This is a genomic window from Bradyrhizobium sp. 63_E2_N1_3 (assembly GCF_052076005.1).
Taxonomy (GTDB): domain Bacteria; phylum Pseudomonadota; class Alphaproteobacteria; order Rhizobiales; family Xanthobacteraceae; genus Bradyrhizobium; species Bradyrhizobium barranii.
In genome coordinates this window covers 7006799-7025644 of the sequence record NZ_CP197235.1, presented here as the reverse complement: position 1 = coordinate 7025644, position 18846 = coordinate 7006799, and the positions used below count along the sequence as shown (strand labels likewise).

Genomic DNA, 18846 nt, shown 5'->3' with positions numbered 1-18846 from the left:
ATCGATTCAACCACAACCGCCTCGGAGTACTGGATCGCCCGCCTTCGCGGGCGATGACACCGAGAATGAGGCGACAGCACCCCCGCTACTCCGCCGCCGCCGCAAAGCGGCTGTTCTCCAGTTCGGCCTCCAGCCGCGCTGTCTCGGCCGCCGCCAGCTTGATATTGGCTTCCTTGACGTGCCCGAAGCCGCGGATCGTCTCGGGCACGCGGGCGAGCCGCGCCAGCAGCGGGATCTGCTCCGCCTTCAGCCCGGCCATCCGCTGGTCGATCATGCCGAGATAATCCGCGACCAGCTTCCGTTCGGTCCGGCGCTCCTCGGTGCGGCCGAACGGGTCGAACGCGCCGCCGCGCAGGACCTTCAGCTTGGCGAGCAGGCGGAAGGCGTGGATCATCCAGCCGCCGAACTCCTTCTTCTGAAGGTGTCCGGTGGTCTTGTCGCGCTGCGCGAAGATCGGCGGGGCGAGGTGGTACTTCAGCGTGAAGTCGCCGTCGAACTTCTCCGACACCTTCTTGGCAAAGCTGCCGTCGGTGTAGAGCCGTGCAACCTCGTATTCGTCCTTGTAGGCCATCAGCTTGAACAGGTTTTTGGCGACCGCCTCGGTGAGCTCCGTGGACGCGGGCGAGACTGTGCTCTCTGCCTTGCGCACCTTGGCGACGGCCGTGCGATAGCGGTCGGCGTAGGCCTTGTCCTGATAGCCGGTCAGAAACTCCGCGCGGGTCGCGATCACGTCGTCGAGCGACTTCGTCGGCGCGGAAGCGCGGCTCTTGAACTGCAGCACGCTGCGCACGCGCGACATGTCGTGGGCGGCCAGCCGTCCCCAGGTGAAGGCCAGCTTGTTCATCTCGATCGCCGCGCCGTTGATCTCGATGGCGCGGAGCAGGGCCTCCAGCGACAGCGGGATCGCGCCCTTCTGGAAGGCGAAGCCGAGCATGAAGGGATTTGTCGCGATCGAGTCGCCCATCAGGGCCGAGGCAATGCCTGTCGCGTCGATGATGTCGAGGTTCGTGTCGCCGACGGCGTCACGCAGCACGGTCTGCATCGTGCCCATCTCGAAGTCGAGATCGGGATTCTGCACGAAACTCGCGGTCGGCTGCAGGTCGGCGTTGATGAACGCCTTCGTCACCCCGCGTTCGGCACGGCTCAGCGCGGAGGGACCTGCCGAGACGATCATGTCGCAGCCGAGAATGACGTCGGCGCCGCCGGTGGTGATGCGGACCGCGGAGATGTCCTCCGGCCTCCGTGCAATGCGGACATGGCTCATCACCGCGCCGTTCTTCTGCGACAGGCCGGTGAAGTCGAGCGCCGAGCAGCCGCGGCCGTCGACATGGGCGGCCATGCCGAGCAGCGCGCCGATGGTGATGACGCCGGTGCCACCGATGCCGGTGACGAGGATGTTGTACGGCGCCTCGAGCTCGCGGGCAGGAGGCAGCGGCAGGTCGGCGAACAACTGTCCGGAATCGACCGCCGACGTCTTCATCCGCTTCAGGCTGCCGCCGTGCACGGTGACAAAGCTCGGGCAGAAACCCTCGACGCAGGAAAAGTCCTTGTTGCAGTTCGACTGGTCGATCTGGCGCTTGCGGCCGAACTCCGTCTCCAGCGGCTGCACCGAGACGCAGTTGGAGGCCTGCGAGCAGTCGCCGCAGCCTTCGCAGACCAGCTCGTTGATGAAGGCACGCTTTGCGGGATCGGGATAGAGCCCGCGCTTGCGGCGGCGGCGCTTTTCGGCTGCGCAGGTCTGGTCGTAGATCACGACCGTGAGGCCCTTGATGTCACGCAGCTCGCGCTGGACGGCGTCGAGCTCGCGGCGGTGATGGATGGTCGCGCGCTGCGGGAAGTAGTTGCCTTCCGGATACTTCGTCGGATCGTCCGATACGATCGCAAGTCGCTTGACGCCCTCGGCCCAGACCTGATGCGCGATCTGCGCGACGTTGAAGGCGCCTTCGGCGGGCTGGCCGCCGGTCATCGCGACCGCGTCGTTGTAGAGGATCTTGTAGGTGATGTTGATGCCGGCGGCGGAAGCCGCGCGCAGCGCAAGTAGGCCAGAATGGGTGTAGGTGCCGTCACCGAGGTTTTGGAAGATGTGCTTCTCGGTGGTGAAGGGCGACTGGCCGATCCAGTTCACGCCCTCGGCGCCCATATGCGAGATCAGATCGGTACGGCGGGTCGGCATGCTCAAGGCCATGCCGTGGCAGCCGATGCCGGCCATGGCGCGGCTTCCCTCGGGCACGCGCGTCGAGGAGTTGTGCGGGCAGCCCGAGCAGAAGAACGGTGTGCGCGCGAGCTTGATCTGCGTGCTTGATGTGACGGGACTGTCGAAGGCCTCGAGCCGGGCGAGGCGTTGCTCCAGCACCGGGCTGTGATGCCCGAGCTTGCGCAAGCGTGCCACCAGCGCGCCCGCGACGATGGTCGGCGTCAGCTCGCCCTCGCTCGGCAGCAGCGGCGCGCCGCGCTCGTCGCGTTTTCCGGTGACCGTCGGCCGCCTGGAGGCATCGATATTGTAGAGGATGCGCATCAGCTGGTCTTCGATGAAGCCGCGCTTCTCCTCGACCACCAGCACGTCCTGAAGACCTTCGGCGAAACGCTTGGCGCCGCTTTCCTCCAGCGGCCAGGTCAGTGCGACCTTGTAGATGCGCAGGCCGAGGTCCTGCGCCTCCTTGTCGGTGATGCCCAAATCGGCCAGCGCCTGGCGCAGATCGAGATAGGCCTTGCCGGTCGCGAGAATGCCGAGCCGTGCCGGCTTGGAATCGAGCACGATGCGGTCGAGCTGGTTGGCGCGGGCAAAGGCCTGCACGGCGGCCATCTTCGGGCCGAACAGGCGCCTCTCGGCGTCCAGCGGCGGATCGGGCCAGCGGATGTTGAGGCCGCCGGGCGGCATCTCGAAATCATCGGGCAGCACGATCTTGATGCGCTCGGGATCGCTGTCAATCGAGGCCGAGCTTTCCACGGTCTCGCTGATCGCCTTGAAGCCGACCCAGCAGCCGGAGAAGCGCGACAGCGCAAAGCCGTAGAGGCCGAGGTCGAGATAATCCTGGAGCGTTGCCGGATTGATCACGGGGATCAGCGCCGCCGCGAACACCTGCTCGCTCTGATGCGCCAGCGTCGAGGACTGGCAGCCGTGGTCGTCGCCGGCGAGTGCCAGCACGCCGCCATTGAGCGAGGTGCCGGCCGCATTGGCATGTTTGAGCGCATCGACCGAGCGGTCGACGCCGGGGCCCTTGCCGTACCAGATGCCGAACACGCCATCGACCTTGGCGCCGGGAAACAGGCCGACCTGCTGGCTGCCCCAGACGGCGGTCGCAGCCAGGTCCTCGTTCAGGCCGGGGACGAAGGCGATGTCGTGCTGCTGGAGGTGCGACTTCGCGCGCCACAGCGCGTGGTCGTACATGCCGAGCGGGGAACCACGATAGCCCGAGATGAAACCGCCGGTGTTGAGGCCCTGAAGCCGGTCGCGTTCGCGCTGCAACATGGGCAGCCGAACCAGCGCCTGCGTGCCGGACAGGAAGATCCGCTTCGATTCGAGCCGGTATTTGTCGTCCAGCTCGACCTGCATCAGCGTCATTTCAGGAGTCCTCGTCTCTCGTTCGGCGTGGGGGTTTGCGCTGCGGGAGGGATAGCGGCGGCGCGACGCGAATTGCGACAGTCAAGAGCATGGGCCGGCGAAGTCAATACGGCTAGCCGCATCCGTGGCGCTCCTGCTAGTCATGGCTGCCTGTGGAGGACACCATGGCTGCAAACGCATTCGACACCGAGATTACAGAGACGGCCGAGGCGCTGATTGGCCCGTGGCGCCAGCCGCGCCAGATGCTTCACGCGCAAGTCTACGACGCGCACGCCTCGATCCACGACGATGCCACCGCGCAAAAGCTCGGCTTCAAGGGCGGCACCATCGAAGGCCCGACACATTTCAGCCAGTTCGCCCCGCTCGGCGCGCGGCTGTGGGGGCAGGCCTGGTTCGAGAGCGGTTGCCTGTCCGCGCATTACCGCAACGCCTGCTTCGAAGGTGAGGAGGTGCAGGCGATGCTGTCGAAGCCGCTGCCCGGCACGAGCCAGTGCCAGATCCAGATGGTCAAGCGCGACGGCACCGAGGTGCTGCGCGGCACGGCCTCGGTCGGCGAACCTCATGCGGCGACCGCGCTCGAGGCGCGCCTCACCGAGCTCAAGCCGCTCGCCGATCCCGTGATCCTGCGCGATGTGAAGGTGGCGCAGACCAGCAAACGGCAGACGGTGCGGATGGCGTTGGACCAGAACATGGGCGACCTCTATCCGTTCTCTCTCCGGCAGAAGCTCGCCGTCATCACCGAGAACTCGCCATATTATTCAGGCGCCGACAATCCGTGGGGGAAGGCCATCATCCCGATGGAGATGTTGAGCGTACTCTTCCAGTACCGTTCCAAGGACGATCCGCTGCCGGCGAAGGGGCCGGCGGTCGGCCTGTTCGCGGATCAGGAGATCAGGCTGATCAAGGGGCCGCTCTTCGTCGATGAGGAGTACGAAATCGAGCGTGAGGTTGTCGCGCTCTCCGGCAGCCGCCGCACCGAGAGTGCCTGGATTAAAACGCGCGTGTTCGGCAAGACGGGCGCGGTGGTGGCCACCATGCTGCTCAACATGGCGACGCTGAAGGATTCGTATGCGCCGTATGAGATGGAGTATCGGCAGCTGTACGGCACGGGGCGGTAGCGCTACGGCCTCCGCCGTCATTCCGGGGCGCGCGCAGCGCGAACCCGGAATCCACTTTCCTCGCGTACTGCGGCCCGATGGATTCCGGGCTCGACGCTGTCGCGTCGCCACGGAATGACGGCGAGCGAGTCCGTCGCTGCCCGCTCATCCTTTAAGCAACTGCACGTCGCAAAGCCGTCGCACAGGGAATAAGCAGCCGTCAGCCGCTGACGTAACCTTCTGAGTGCGCAGCAAATTCTCTCGCGGCCTGTGCCCCACCGCTATTGTACACAATGGCACGGCGTTTGCAGAACTCCTGGCAAAGAGAGTTCTCGCGGGGGCCTTGAGTTATGTTGAACTCAACCAAGCCGACACTGGGCGTCATCAGCGCCGAGCCCGAGCCGATCAGGCTCGACTGGCCTGCCACCGCACTTCTCATCATCGACATGCAGCGGGATTTCATGGAGCCGGGCGGCTTCGGCGAGACGCTTGGCAACGATGTCAGCCAGCTCGCGCGCGCGGTGAAGCCGATCGGCGCGGTGCTGAAGGCGGCGCGTGACACCGGCATGCTGGTGATCCACACGCGCGAGGGGCATTTACCTGATCTGTCCGACGCGCCGCCCGCAAAAGTCGAGCGCGGCGCGCCGTCCTTGCGCATCGGCGATCCCGGCCCGATGGGGCGCATTCTCATTCGCGGCGAGGCCGGCCACGACATCATTCCCGAGCTTTATCCGCTCGACAGCGAAGTCGTGATCGACAAGCCCGGCAAGGGTGCCTTCTACGCCACCGAGCTCACGGACGTGCTGGAGAAATACGGCATCGAGAACTTGCTCGTCTGCGGCGTCACAACGGAAGTGTGCGTCAACACCACCGTGCGCGAGGCCAATGACCGCGGCTATCGCTGTGTCGTCATCTCGGACGGCTGCGCATCCTACTTCCCGCAATTTCACGAGATGGGCCTGAAGATGATCAAGGCCCAGGGCGGCATCTTCGGCTGGGTCGCGGACTCAGCCGCAGTACTGGAGGCAATGAAGACTTCGACCACACAGGGGTAATGTCATGAGCACATTGACGGGGACGGCCGGTAAATCTGATCTGAGCAAGTCCGAGTTCAAGCCGGCACTATGGACATCGGGCGACTGGAACGCGTTCTTCGGCTTCGGCACCAACATCCTCGTCAACATGCTGGTGCTCACGGGCCTGCTGCGCTTCGTCCTGAAGATGCCTGATAGTCTCGTGTTCGGCCGCATCCTGCCCGCGCTCGGGCTGATGATGTGTCTCTCCACCTTCTACTACGCGTATCTCGCCTATCGGCTGGCGCAGAAGACGGGCCGTAACGACGTCTGCGCACTGCCCTCGGGCGTCAGCGTACCGCACATGTTCATCGTCACCTTCGTGATCATGCTGCCGATCACGATCAAGACCGGTGATCCGCTCAAGGGCTGGTCGGCCGGCCTCGTCTGGGTGTTCTTCCAGAGCTTTATCCTGATGATCGGCGGCTTCATCGCACCGTTCATCCGCAAGATCACGCCGCGCGCGGCGCTGCTCGGCACGCTCGCCGGCGTCTCCGTCACCTTCATCTCGATGCGTCCGGCGTTAGAGATGTACATGACGCCGCAAATCGGCCTGGTCTGCTTCGCCATCATCTTGGTGAGCTGGTTCGGCGGCGTGAAATATTGGCGCGGCATTCCCGCAGGCCTCGTCGCGATCGCGGTCGGCATGGTCATCGCCTGGGGCTCGAACCTGTTCGGCCTCGGTCTCGGTGGGCTGAGCGTCAAGGGCGTCGGCGACGCTTTCGCGAACTTCGGCTTCTCGGTGCCGATTCCGGCGGTAGGCTATGTCTTCTCCGGCTTCGAATTCCTAGGCGTCATCCTGGTTACCGCCATTCCCTTCGGCATCTACGACCTCGTCGAGGCCATGGACAATGTCGAGAGCGCGGAAGCGGCCAGCGACGAATATCCCACCACGCGGGTGCTGACCGCCGACGGCGTCGTCAGCCTGATCGGCTGCCTGATGGGCAACCCCTTCATCAACGCCGTCTATATCGGTCATCCCGGCTGGAAGGCGATGGGCGGCCGCATCGGCTATTCGGCTGCGACCGGCATCATGGTGGTGGTGCTGGCCTGGTTCGGCATCATCTCGGTGCTGCTGGCACTGGTGCCCGTCGTCGCGATCTCGCCGATCCTGCTCTATATCGGCATGCTGATCGGCGCGCAGGCGTTCCAGACCACACCGGTCAAGCACGCGCCCGCGATCGTGCTGGCGCTGACGCCGCATCTTGCTGCCTGGGCCAAGCTCCAGATCGACACGATGCTCGGCTCGACCATGATGGCGGCGACCACTGTCGGCGGTCTCGCCGCCGACAAGGCCGACGCGGTCAAGGCCGCGGCGATCGCAGCATTGCCACAGCAGGGCGTGTTCTATCACGGCTTAGAGGTGATGGGCGGCGGCTCCATCCTCGGCGGCCTCATCCTGGGTGCGATCGGTGTCTTCATCATCGAGCGCGACTTCGAGAAGGCCTCGGCCTTCGCGCTGGTCGGTGCCGTGCTCACTTACTTCGGCTTCATGCATGGCGAGGCCGTGGGTATTGGCGGCGGCTTCGGCGTCACGCCCGCGGTGGCGTTCGCCTACGCGGTGATGGCGGCGGGACTGTTTTCCGCCAGCAAGCTCGGCGCCACCGAGCGCTACGCCGCCCATCCGGAGATGCACGCCGCGCCGGCGGAGTAGGCATCGGCCAGTATTGATCGCCGCCGGGTGACACCATGTCGCCCGGCGGCGTTTTTTTAGGCGACGCCCAGATCGGACAGGATATCGGCCCCGGCACGAACCTCGTGACTGGATCCCCGGAAATCCTCGCCAACGGGCTCGCAGGCGCCACCCAGATGCCGTGCAAAGAACGCCTCGGCAATTGCGAGATAGGAGAGCTGGTTCGGCGGCCTCTGGAATCCGTGCCCCTCATCGGGATAGACGATGTAGGTCACGGGAAATGCCTTTCGCCTGCATAGCCGCTGCGATGGTGTCGCTTTCCGCGATCTTGCAGCGAACGTCGTTGGCGCCATGAAAGATCAGCATGGGCTTCTTGATGTTGTCGACCTTGTTGATCGGTGAACGTTCGGCGAGCAGCTTACGGCCTTCCTCGGTGCGGGGATCGCCGTAGCTGCGATACATGAATTCCGCAAAGCCGGCCCAATAGGGTGGCATCGACTCCAGCAGGGTTTGCAGGTTGGAGATGCCGACGACCGGCACGGAACAGCAGAAGACGTCCGGCGTGAAGGTTGCGCCGACGAACGAGGCCAGGCCGCCGTAGGACAGGCCGAAAATCGCGACTTTGTCCTTTTGCGCGATGCCTTCGGCGATCGCCCAATCGACCATGTCGATGAGATCGTCGTGCATCTTTCGCGCATGCTCCTTCTCGCTCGCCGCGACAAACGCCTTGCCGAAGCCCGTCGATCCCCGATAATTGACCGAAAGCACGGCGTAGCCGCGATCGGCCAGCCATTGGTGATCCCTGCGATAGCCGTAGATATCCCGTCCCCACGGACCGCCGTGGACGATGAGGACCATCGGCAGCGGCCGAGGCGGGCGATCACCATCGATGTCGGCGGGCAGCGTGAGGTACGAGACGAGGGGCAGGCCGTCGCGCGATTTGCCCTGCACTTCCTGCATCGAAGCGAGGCGGTAGGGCTTCAGCTCGGGGCGCGCCGAAAACAGCTCGGTGATGGTCTGCTTGTCGCGGTCAAGGAGATGATATGTGATGGGTTGATCCGGCGCGTGGCTCGCCACGATCCATCGGCGGCCATCGTCGGTTTGGCTCTCAACATAAAACGCGTGGTCGCGTAGTCGCGCCTTGATCAGATCAAGCTCGGCCGCAATCGCAGGCGTGAAAGCCGTCCATTCCTGCCGACCGGGATCGATGCAGACCGCTTCGGGTTCGAGTGTCCGGGTGTTGAATATGGCTCCCGTCACATCGGCGCGGTCGCTTGCGAACAAGACACGTTCGTCACCCGTCGACCAGTTGATGCTTAGCAGGGCCGACTTGTCGTGCGTGACGCTCGAAGTCATATGGAGGTAGTTGCCCTCCGCGTCGAAATTCCAGGGCCGGGTGCTGATGTAGGCCTCGTATGAGGTATCGCGCCAATGCGTGACCTCGCCGTCGTCAATACGCCAGAGCCGTGTGCCTCCGTCAGGCGCGTTGCTGTGCGCGTAGCGCGGCTTCAACTGCCAGTCGAGCCCGACGTAATGGAACTCCTGGCGATTTTCCCAAACCAGGCTGCGTTCGCCGGTTGCGAGGTCGAGCACGTAGACATCGTGCCAGCGCGGGTCGCGATCGTTGAGGCTGACTGCAATCTTGTCAGGAACCATGTGCGACCAGTGCGTCGGCATCGCTCGGACATTGGCAAAGGGCGTGAGATCCCGGAGCTCTGAACTGCGGGGATCGACGACGAACAGGCGCAGATTCTCATCGCCGTTCTCGTCGTTGAGAAACATGATGTAGCGGCCGTCCGGGCTCCAACTCTGCCAGTTGATTGGTCGGCCCGTGGTGCGTGTTACGGGCTGGCCCGCCGCAATGCTGTCGACCGGAGAAACCCAGACGTTCAGAACGTCATCGACAGGGGCGAGCCAGGACAGCCATTGCCCATCTGGTGACAACTTGGTGCCGACGTAGGTCGGATTGCCAAACAGTTTTCGGCGCGGAATCAGAGGGCGAGCTGACATGTGGCGTCTCGTACGCAGGCGCGACTTCCATCGCGCATCGTAGTGCTACGGTATGTAGCATATACACGCGAAAACCTTGCGTCAACTCCAAGTAGAGCGCGTGCTCGTGGCGCGGGAAGCGCGCAAGAGTGCGCTCCCCAGAGGATTGAGATTGGCGCAGCTACCCGCCCTTGACCGCCCCCGCCGTGAGCCCCGCCACGATCTGTCGCTGGGCGAACACTGTGAGCAGCAGCACCGGGAGAGTGACGATCAGCGCGGCCGCGGCCAGCGGACCCCAGCTCAACTGGTCGAACGAGATCATGTTGTAGACGGCGACGGGCAGGGTGCGCGTCTCGCGTCCGGCCAGCACGATGCCGAACACAAAATTGTTCCAGGAGAAGATCACGGCGAGGATGAAGGCGACCGCGATCCCGGGCTTGGCGATCGGCAGGGCGACGTGTCGAAAGACCTGCCACCGCGTGGCGCCGTCGATCAGGGCGGCTTCCTCCAGTTCCATCGGTGTCGTCTCAAAGTAACCGATCATGATCCAGATCACGATCGGCACCGTCACGACGAGATGGATGATGATCTGCGGCACCAGCGTGCCGAGCAATCCCAGCCACTGGAACAGCAGGAACAGCGGGATCAAATAGGACAGGCCGGGCGTGATGCGCGCGATCAGGATCACGATCGCGGATTTGTGCGCGGCCATGCGCGCGATGCCGTAGCCGGCGGGAACGCCGACGAGCAGGGCCAGCGTGGTCGCGCCGCCGGTGACGATCAGGCTGTTGACGAAATAGGTCAGGAAGCGGTTGGAAGCGAGCACGTCGGCGTAGTTCTTCCAGGCGATGCGATCGGGGATGAACACCGGCGGGTAGGCGGCATTGTCGACCTCGAACTTGAGCGACAGCGACGCCATCCAGAGGAAGAACAGGATCGCCGGCGACACGATGACGAACACCGAGAGCCACAGACCGATCCTGCCAATGACCTGACGTAGGTTGATTCGACTTGGGTTGACTTGACTTGAGCTCATGCGCCGCTCGCGATTTCGGTCCACAGCATGCGCTGGCGGGCATAGAGCATCACGGCCGCGAGGGCGACGATGAGGAGGAAGAACACCACCGCGATCGCCGAGCCGTAGCCGAGGTCGTAATAGGTGAAGGCTACGCTGTAGAGATAGATGTTGATCGTCTCCGACGCCGAGCCCGGTCCGCCCTGCGTGATCGCGAAGATGATGTCGAAACTCTTCACGGCGTCGATCATGCGGATCATGCCGGCGATGAACAGGAACGGCATGATCAGCGGCAGGGTGATGAAGCGGAACACCTGCCAGAAGCTGGCGCCGTCGATCTGCGCGCTTTCATAAGGCTCGGTCGGGATGGCGGCGAGGCCGCCGAGCACGATCAGCATGACCAGCGGCGTCCATTGCCAAGTCTCGACCAGCACGAGCGAGGGAATGACGGTCGCGGGGTGGAAGACCCAGAGCTGTGCGGGGATCCCGACCAGCGACAAGAGGTAGTTCAGCACGCCGAGCTGCGGGTGGAACATCATGGTCCAGACCAGCGCGATCGCGACGGGGGTCGCCATCATCGGCATGATGAAAATACCGCGCAGAAAGCCGCGGCCGACGAATTTCTGGTGAAACACGACGGCCGCGAACGTGCCGAGAATCAGCGGCAGCAGCACCGATAGCAAAGTGTAGACCATGGTGTGGCCCACCGCCTCGATGAAGCGGGGATCGCTCGTCAGCCGCAGATAGTTGGAAAACCCGACGAAGGTGGTCGGTGAGCCGACCTTCCACTCGTTCAGGCTCATCCAGATGGTGAAGACCCACGGGAAGATGATGATCGCGAGCACGACGACCAGCGCCGGCACCACGAACGGCCAGTAGGACGGCGGCCGCAACGCCTTCTCCGGCGCGGCATCAGACTGTGCCGCGGCCGGAGTCGATTGTGTCAACGCACTCACGCTTTTTCGCTGCGCTCCAGGATCGGCCGGTACTGATCGTGAGCCTTCTTCAACTCGGTCGCGGGATCGGCGCCCGATAGTGTCGAGGTGAGGGCCGCGCCGACGAGATCGCGGAATTCGGCGACCGGGATCACGACGGGAAGGCCGAGCTTGCTGATCTTGGCGGAATCGATCACCGACTGCAGCCACTCCTTGGGCATCTTCACGCCGTTCTGGACCTCGGGATCGCCGAGGATCGAGTTGCGGAACGGCACGCCGCCGCCGGCCTGCAACAGCCGTGCGCCCTGCTGCTTCGAGACCGCCCACTGGCAGAGCAGATAGGCGGCTTCCTTGTTTTTGCTCGCCGCGGCAATGCCGATGCCGTCGCCATAGGTGGCCGAATATTGCCCCTTCGGTCCGGCCGGCACGACGGTGTAGCCGACCTTGCCGACGACGCGCGAGGCGGCGGGGTCCTCCAGCGGCGGCGCCCAGCCGACGCCGTCGATCCACATCGCCGAACGTCCTTGCGTGAACGAGGCCATCGACTCCATCCAGTTGAAGCCGGCGACGCCTGGCGGGGCGACCTTCGTCAGCAGCGTCTGATAGAGCTTTGTCGCCGCGACCGCCTCGGGGCCGTCCGTGAGGATGTTGCCTTTGGCGTCGAGGAATTCGCCGCCATAGTCGAGGAAGAAGTTGGTCCACAACGTCATGTTGGCGTTGCGCAGGCCCCGTCCGACGAAACCGTAGGTGCCTTCCTTGGTGTCGGTCAGTTTTTCGGCGGCCGCGACCATCTCGTCGAGGGTCTTGGGGACGGCGACGCCCTTCTTCTGGAACAACTCCTTGTTGTAGTAGAGGATGAAGTAATCGACCGACCAGGGCAGCGACAGCATCTGGCCCTTGTCGTTCTTGGCGTATTGCAGGCCGGCGGCCGAGAAATCGCTCTCGACGAGATCGGGCGCCGTCAGCGTCGGATCCTTCATGAAGGGCGTCATGTCGGCCAGCCAGCCGCCCTTCTCGAACTGCCGCTTCTGCACGTGATAGCTGAGATGGACGACGTCGAAGCTCGGCCGGCCCGAGGTCAGCTCGATCACCACTTTCTGGCGCTGTTGCTGCTCGGGGATCTGTTCGGATTCCACCTGGATGCCGGTGAGCTCGGTGAACTCCTTGATGTTTTTTTGCAGGTTGTCGCCGCGCGGACCCTTGGCGAGGATCACCTCCAGCTTGGTCCCGGCGTATTTCTTCCAGTTGACCTCGGCGCGTGCCGGTAGTCCGGTCAGGCTGAGCGCGCCAGCCGCGGCGGTCCCCGTCAACAGCGTGCGGCGCGAGATGTTATGGTTGGCCACGTCAAATCCCTCCCTCTGATTCATTTTCTTTGGGAGGGATACTAACGGCCGTGCCACGCCTGCCTAGTCCTAATCTGGGGACTCAGGGACGCACGGCAGGCGTCTCCATCGGCAGGCCGCGCGCCCGCGACATCAGGTAGAGTTCAAGCGCGACCAGCTCGGGCGCGCCGTAATCAAAGGCCTGGGCGCGTACGCCGGTCATGCAACTGCGCAACCTTCGCTCGATCGACCCCAGCGTCTGCCACTCCAGGCGGTAGAGCGGATAGCCGGTCGGCTGTCCTTGCGTGATCGGCGCGCCCGCAAGACGCTTGTCGAAATTGTCGTCGTGGCAGTTGGTGCAGGCGAGGTTGAGCTGACCCTCGCGCCGCATGAAGAGGTCGCGGCCCTGCGCCACGAAAGGCTTCAGCTCCGGATCATCGCCGGCCGAGATCGCGACGCCGCGGGACTGGTGGGCGATAAAGGCGGACAGCGCCAGGAGGTCGTGGCTCTCGTAGGGCAGCGCCGGCGCCTGCTGATGATTGGCGCGGCAGAGGTTGATGCGCTGGTCGAGGGTGACGGGGCGCGCCAGCGCCTTGTCGAAGGCCGGATAGCGCGCCGCGACGCCCTTCATGCTGGTCGTTGCATCGCCGTGGCAGTCCGCACAGGCCTTGTCGGCGCTGCCGGCCTTCTTCGCCCAGAGCGCCTCGCCGTCGAGCACGAAAAGCATGCCCGGATTGGACGTGTCGTCATCCTGCATCGCGCGCGTGTCCGGCCCCATGAACGAATAGCCGGAGCGGCGCGCGTCCGGCGGAATCTCGCCGGCGAGCAGGGCAGGGGCCGCGGCCAACAATGTTGCCGCCGCTATCGCGCGCCAAAAGATCATTCGACCGTGATCGAGGCCGATGCGGTCGACGAATAGCCGTTGTCGCCGATCCATTCGAATTCGAACTTGCCGCTCTCCTTCGCGACCGTGAAGAAGGAGAGGTATGGGTTGGCCGCGATCGCCGGAAACAGGTCGGCGCGGAAAACTTCGGTGCCATTGTAGCGGCACGTAAAGCTCGTGATGATGTCGCGCGGCACCAGCGCGCCGTCCGCGGTGTGGCGGAAGCCGGTCTCCATGATGTGCGAGGTCAGCGTGCGGATCTCGATGACATCGCCGCGTTTGGCTTTTGCCGGGACGTTGATGAGCGCGGCCATCAGTTCATCTCCTCGGTACAGGCGGCCAGCGTCACGACGATGTCGGCGGCGACCTGCCAGAACGTGTCATCGGACATGCGTGCGATTGCCACCACCTTCTGGGTGTCGGCGAGCCGGATCCGGGTCGAGACCTGGGCGCGGCCGGAGGAGGGATTGAGATAGAAATTGCCGATGTTCGGCTGCGGGTTCTTCTCGTTGAAGACGTGGATGCTCTTGACGTAGTCGTTTGCGGTCATCGGGCTTGCGACGCTCACCGTCATCGGCACCGTGTTGCCGTTCTCGACCAGAGGCGGAATGTCGAGCTTGACCTTGCCGGTGCGAATCTGGGCTTCGCCGACGACGTTGCGGATGGCGGTGCTGAGCATCGCGGGCGTCGCTTCCAGCGGTCGCAGCGTGACGATCGGGATCGTCCCGGCGACCGTCGCGCCGCCTGCAATACTCAGGAATTGTCGTCGCGTGGTTGGCATGAAGCTAGTTCCGAAGCGTTACAAGAAAGGCCACGATGTCTTCGATCTCCGCGGCGGATAATATCGGCTTGCCGGCAAAATTGCGCCCGACCCGGACCAGCCCGTCGTTGCGATAATAGGACGGCATGATGGTCTGCGGGTTGTAGCGCGATGCATCGACCAGCCGCAGCCGCAACTGGCCCGCCGACCACCAGTTTCCGGTGCCGGTGAGATCGGGTGCGAGGTCACCCTGGAACCGCGCCTCCGGGAACGGACCGGAATGGCAAAGGATGCAGGTCGTGGTGCGCGCAACCACCAGCGCGCGTCCACGCGCGGGATCGGCTGGTGAGCCCGTGAGCGGCTCCGGGATGGTGTCACCGATGATTTTGTAGCGCACGAGCTCGCCGGCTCTTGCGCCGCAAGCCAGGGCAACGCCGGCGGCGATCAGCGCTGCGATATGAAGGAATGCTCTAGCCAAAGGTGTCCGCCGTGATGGTTTGAAACCAGCGTTCTGCCTCCGCGGCCTCGCGGGCGCGCAGCTCGCGCGGCGCATCGACCGGGCTGGTCGCGCCGCCCTCGACCTCGGCAAAGATGTCGCCCCTGGGCTGGTAATTGCCGGCGAGCGAGAAGCCGTAGCCGGGCGCGGCCGTGTTGTAGCAGACGCCGGTCAGCCGCGGCGTCTCCGGCGCGCGGCCCGCGAACAGGTTGAGGATGGCGGCGGCGCAGGCCTTGCCCTGTGCGCTCGCGGCCGACGCCGATTTGGGAATGCCGCCGCCGAGGCAGGCGTCGCCGATGACATGGATGTTCGGGACGAGCTTCGACTCGAATGTCACGGGATCGATCGGGCACCAGCCGGTCGCATCCGCCGCGCCCGCGATCTCGGCGATGCGGCCGGCGCGTTGCGGCGGGATGACGTTGGCGACATCAGGCGTGTAGTTGCCGAACTCGGTGATGATGGTCCTTGTCGAAGGATCGACCGAGGTGACGCGACCGCCCTGCGACAGCGCGATACGCTCGATCATGTCGCCATAGAGCTCCTTCCACGCCTTCTCGAACAGCCGCTGCTGCGAAAAATTGTCCTTGGCATCGAGGACCAGCACCTTCGAGCGCGGCTTCTTCGTCTTCAGGTAATGCGCAATCAGGCTGGCGCGTTCGTAGGGCGCCGGCGGGCAACGCGACGGGTTGGCCGGGATGGCGATGGCGACCGTGCCGCCGTCCGCCATCGCCTCCAGTTGCCTGCGCAGCAGCAGCGTCTGCGCGCCGGCCTTCCAGGCGTGCGGCATTTTCTCGGATGCCGCTTCGTCATAGCCGGGCAGGGCCTCGAAATGGAAGTCGATGCCAGGGGAGAGTACGAGACGGTCATAGGGCAGCGCGACGCCGTCGGTCGTCACGACGCTGCGCCGCTGCGGCTCGATTGTGGTGACGGCCTCGCCGATCACGGTGATGCCCTCGGCGGCGAGCTTGTCATAGTCGAACTGCTGCGCGTCGATCTCACGCAGGCCCGCAATCACCTCGTTGCTGAAGGGGCAGGAGGTGAAGACCGCGTTCGGTTCGATCAGGATGATTTGCAGGTTTTCCTGCGCGCGTTTCAGCGCGCGGGCGCAGGCCGCGCCGCCGAACCCGCCGCCGACCACGACGATACGTGCTGCCGACTGCGCACGCGGGACCGATGGCCGCGCCAGCGTTGCGGCGGCCGCGGTGATGCCGAGCACGGCATTCCGCCGTGTCACCGGGCGCGTGGTCATCAGGATCATCCAGGCAAAAATGCCGCGGCGGCCGTTGCAGCCGCCGCGGCGTTTCTCAGGCGAAGGTGATGTTCTGGTCGCGCAGCGGCACCGAGCGGATGCGCTTGCCCGTCGCCGCGAAATAGGCGTTGAGCACCGCCGGCGCCGCGACGCCGATGGTCGGCTCGCCGACGCCGCCCCAGAACCCGCCGCTCGGCACCATCACCGATTCCACCTTCGGCATCTCGTTGATGCGCATCGAGTTGTAGGTGTCGAAGTTGGTTTGCTCGATCTTGCCGTCCTTGACGGTGCAGCCGCCGTAGAACAACGCGGACAGGCCATAGACGAAGGAGCCGGCGATCTGCCGCTCCACCTGCGCCGGATTGACGACGTAGCCGGGATCGGTGGAGGCGACGATGCGATGCACCTTGATCTTGTTGCCGTCGGTCACCGAGATTTCGGCGGCGCCGGCAACATAGCTGCCATAGCCCATGACCTGCGCGATGCCGCGATAGACGCCCTGCGGCGCCGGCTTGTCCCAGCCGATCTTCTCGGCCACGGCATTGAGCACCGCCAGATGCTTGGGATGGTTGCCCATCAGCTTGCGGCGGAATTCGAGCGGGTCCTGACCTGCGGCCTGGGCCAGCTCGTCCATGAAGCATTCCATGTAGATCGCGTTGTGATTGACGTTCACGCCGCGCCAGAAGCCGGGCGGAACGTGCGGGTTGCGCATCGCATGCTCGATCAGGAGGTTCGGCACCGAATAGCCGAACGCGGCTTCGCCGGACTGGGCGACGCCCTGGAATGCGGCCGGATCCATGCCGTTCTGCAGCGCTTCGGGGCGCAGCGAGAACAGGATCGACTGCCCGGACAGGCGGTAGTGCAGCGCCACCAGATTGTTGTTGGCGTCGAACGCGCCGGTCATCTTGCACTGGGTGATCGGGTGATACCTGCCGTGCGCCATGTCCTCTTCGCGCGACCACAACAGCTTGATCGGCGTGCCCGGCATCTGCTTGGCGATCATGACCGCCTGGCGGACGTAGTCGGTCTGGCCGCGCCGGCCGAAGCCGCCGCCGGGCATCACCTTGTACACGTCGCACTTCTCCGCTGGCAGGCCGGAGGCCTCCAGCACCGCCGCGAAGACGGCTTCGCCGTTCTGCGTGCCGCACCAGACCTCGCATTTGTCGGCCGTGTAGAGCGCGGTGGCGTTCATCGGCTCCATGGTGGCGTGGTTCTGGTAGGGGTAGTTGTAGACGGCTTCGACTTTCTTCGCTGCGCCGGCAATCGCGGCTTTGACGTCGCCGTTCTTGTTGCCGACATAGGCCGGCTGCGCGTCGTCGAGGCCCTCAGCCAGCCACTTCGCGATCGACTCGCTGGAGACCTTGGCATTCTCGCCCTCGTCCCAGACGATCGGCAGCGCTTCCAGCGCGGTCTTGGCGTGCCACCAGGTGTCGGCAACGACCGCAACCGCGGTATCGCCGACCTTGACGACCTTCTTGACGCCTTTCATGCCGGTGATCTTGGCTTCGTCATAGCTCTTCAGCTTGCCGCCAAACACCGGGCAGTCCTTGATTGCGGCGTTCAGCATGCCCGGCAGCTTGACGTCGATGCCGTAGATCATCGTGCCGGTGGTCTTGTCGGCGGTGTCGAGCCGCAAGAGGCCCTTGCCCGCGATGGTCCAGTCCTTGGGATCCTTGAGCTTGACGTCGGCCGGCGGCGTCAGCTTGGCGGCGGCTTCGGCGACCTTGCCGTAAGTTGTCGTCTTGCCCGACGCCTTGTGGGTGATGACGCCCTTGGCGACGGTGCATTCGGAGGCCGGCACCTTCCACTCGTTCGCGGCGGCCTCGATCAGCATCACGCGCGCGGTGGCGCCGCCCTTGCGGACATAGTCCTGCGACGAGCGGATGCCGCGGCTGCCGCCGGTCGAGAAATCACCCCAGACGCGCTTGCGGGCGACGCTCTGGCCGGGGGTCGGATATTCGGTCGTGACCTTCGACCAGTCGCATTCGAGTTCCTCGGCGACCAGCTGGGCGAGGCCGGTGAGCGAGCCCTGGCCCATCTCGGAGCGGGCGATGCGGATCACGACGGTGTCATCGGGCCTGACTACGACCCAGGCGTTGACTTCCGGCGCGCCGTCGGCCGCGCGGACCACGGCGGGGCCACCGAAGGGGAGATCGAGCCCGATCGCGAGGCCGGTGCCGACAGCGGCGGTGCCGATGACGAAGGCGCGACGGTTCATCTTGGGAGAAACATGCTTGTTCATGGGACGGCTCCTCAGGCGCTGGCGATCGTGTGGATCGCTTCGCGCACCTGCTGGAAGGTGCCGCAGCGGCAGATATTGGTGATGGCCTCGTCGATGTCGGCGTCGGTCGGCTTCGGCTTTTCGGCGAGGAGTGCGGCCACCGCCATGATCATGCCGCTCTGGCAATAGCCACATTGCGGAACGTCCTTGGCGATCCAGGCTGCCTGCACCTTGTGCAGCGTGTCGCCGGATGCGAGCCCCTCGATCGTGGTGATCTTCTTGCCTTCGGCCTCGCTGACCGAAATCCCGCAGGAACGGATGGCGACGCCGTCCATGTGAACGGTGCAGGCGCCGCATTGCGCAATGCCGCAGCCATATTTGGTGCCGGTCAGGCCGGCATTCTCACGGATCGCCCAGAGCAGCGGCGTATCCGGCTCGACGTCGAGCGTGAAGGTTTTTCCGTTGATTGTTAGGTTTGCCATCGCAAGTCCCCTGATTGGCCCAATCCACCGATCGGACTCAGGGAACAATGTGTCTGGCAAATTGGAACTGTTCAAATCAATAGTCCGAGGGGTGGCCAACAGCGAGGCTGGCATGCGCGGGGAAGAATG

The 18846-nt window shown here is 64.6% G+C and carries 16 protein-coding genes; 3 read left to right on the top strand and 13 right to left on the bottom strand.

What is annotated here, in order from left to right:
* Positions 1 to 85 precede the first annotated feature (85 nt).
* Entirely contained in the window at positions 86 to 3562 is a 3477-nt protein-coding gene (locus AB7531_RS33365; RefSeq protein ID WP_231144390.1) for an indolepyruvate ferredoxin oxidoreductase family protein, read from the bottom strand.
* Between the two features lie 164 nt (positions 3563 to 3726).
* Between AB7531_RS33365 and AB7531_RS33360 the strand changes: the two genes are divergently transcribed.
* From AB7531_RS33360 to AB7531_RS33350, 3 genes are all read left to right on the top strand, one after another.
* Positions 3727 to 4680 carry a hypothetical protein gene (locus tag AB7531_RS33360; protein WP_063984858.1) on the top strand — a complete coding sequence of 318 codons (954 nt, stop codon included), beginning with the start codon at positions 3727 to 3729 and terminating at the stop codon, positions 4678 to 4680.
* Between the two features lie 329 nt (positions 4681 to 5009).
* The gene (locus tag AB7531_RS33355; protein ID WP_063984857.1) at positions 5010 to 5714 is read left to right on the top strand and encodes a cysteine hydrolase family protein; all 705 of its coding nucleotides are present in this window, start codon (positions 5010 to 5012) and stop codon (positions 5712 to 5714) included.
* 4 nt (positions 5715 to 5718) lie between these two features.
* Positions 5719 to 7386, top strand: coding sequence for a regulator (locus AB7531_RS33350; protein ID WP_441280231.1), 1668 nt, complete (start codon positions 5719 to 5721; stop codon positions 7384 to 7386).
* Between the two features lie 56 nt (positions 7387 to 7442).
* Here AB7531_RS33350 and AB7531_RS33345 read toward each other — a convergent pair whose 3' ends face one another.
* From AB7531_RS33345 to AB7531_RS33290, 12 genes are all read right to left on the bottom strand, one after another.
* The gene (locus AB7531_RS33345) at positions 7443 to 7640 is read right to left on the bottom strand and encodes a hypothetical protein (protein ID WP_441280230.1); all 198 of its coding nucleotides are present in this window, start codon (positions 7638 to 7640) and stop codon (positions 7443 to 7445) included.
* Entirely contained in the window at positions 7615 to 9375 is a 1761-nt protein-coding gene (locus AB7531_RS33340; RefSeq protein ID WP_441280229.1) for a S9 family peptidase, read from the bottom strand. The genes AB7531_RS33345 and AB7531_RS33340 overlap by 26 nt, the downstream gene beginning before the upstream one ends.
* A gap of 160 nt (positions 9376 to 9535) precedes the next feature.
* On the bottom strand, positions 9536 to 10390 hold the full coding sequence (locus tag AB7531_RS33335) for a carbohydrate ABC transporter permease (RefSeq protein ID WP_371496096.1): 855 nt from the start codon (positions 10388 to 10390) through the stop codon (positions 9536 to 9538).
* Complete coding sequence (locus AB7531_RS33330; protein ID WP_063984854.1) at positions 10387 to 11325, bottom strand: carbohydrate ABC transporter permease; 939 nt, start codon at positions 11323 to 11325, stop codon at positions 10387 to 10389. The genes AB7531_RS33335 and AB7531_RS33330 overlap by 4 nt, the downstream gene beginning before the upstream one ends.
* The gene (locus tag AB7531_RS33325) at positions 11322 to 12671 is read right to left on the bottom strand and encodes an ABC transporter substrate-binding protein (RefSeq protein ID WP_063984853.1); all 1350 of its coding nucleotides are present in this window, start codon (positions 12669 to 12671) and stop codon (positions 11322 to 11324) included. Before AB7531_RS33325 ends, AB7531_RS33330 begins: the two co-directional genes overlap by 4 nt.
* Positions 12672 to 12729: 58 nt before the next feature.
* Positions 12730 to 13509 (bottom strand): sulfur oxidation c-type cytochrome SoxA, encoded by a 780-nt coding sequence (gene soxA / locus AB7531_RS33320; RefSeq protein ID WP_063984852.1) that lies wholly within the window; start codon positions 13507 to 13509, stop codon positions 12730 to 12732.
* A complete protein-coding gene (gene soxZ, locus AB7531_RS33315; RefSeq protein WP_014497100.1) occupies positions 13506 to 13823 on the bottom strand; it encodes a thiosulfate oxidation carrier complex protein SoxZ in 318 nt (105 codons plus the stop codon). The genes soxA and soxZ overlap by 4 nt, the downstream gene beginning before the upstream one ends.
* The gene (locus AB7531_RS33310; protein ID WP_063984851.1) at positions 13823 to 14290 is read right to left on the bottom strand and encodes a SoxY-related AACIE arm protein; all 468 of its coding nucleotides are present in this window, start codon (positions 14288 to 14290) and stop codon (positions 13823 to 13825) included. Before AB7531_RS33310 ends, soxZ begins: the two co-directional genes overlap by 1 nt.
* Positions 14291 to 14294: 4 nt before the next feature.
* Positions 14295 to 14747 carry a sulfur oxidation c-type cytochrome SoxX gene (gene soxX, locus AB7531_RS33305; RefSeq protein WP_441280228.1) on the bottom strand — a complete coding sequence of 151 codons (453 nt, stop codon included), beginning with the start codon at positions 14745 to 14747 and terminating at the stop codon, positions 14295 to 14297.
* Positions 14740 to 16023, bottom strand: coding sequence for an NAD(P)/FAD-dependent oxidoreductase (locus tag AB7531_RS33300; protein ID WP_231144392.1), 1284 nt, complete (start codon positions 16021 to 16023; stop codon positions 14740 to 14742). The genes soxX and AB7531_RS33300 overlap by 8 nt, the downstream gene beginning before the upstream one ends.
* Before the next feature lie 46 nt (positions 16024 to 16069).
* Positions 16070 to 18256, bottom strand: a complete 2187-nt coding sequence (locus AB7531_RS33295) for a xanthine dehydrogenase family protein molybdopterin-binding subunit (RefSeq protein ID WP_063984849.1) — start codon at positions 18254 to 18256, stop codon at positions 16070 to 16072.
* A gap of 11 nt (positions 18257 to 18267) precedes the next feature.
* Positions 18268 to 18717, bottom strand: a complete 450-nt coding sequence (locus AB7531_RS33290) for a (2Fe-2S)-binding protein (RefSeq protein WP_028156974.1) — start codon at positions 18715 to 18717, stop codon at positions 18268 to 18270.
* Positions 18718 to 18846: the final 129 nt, after the last annotated feature.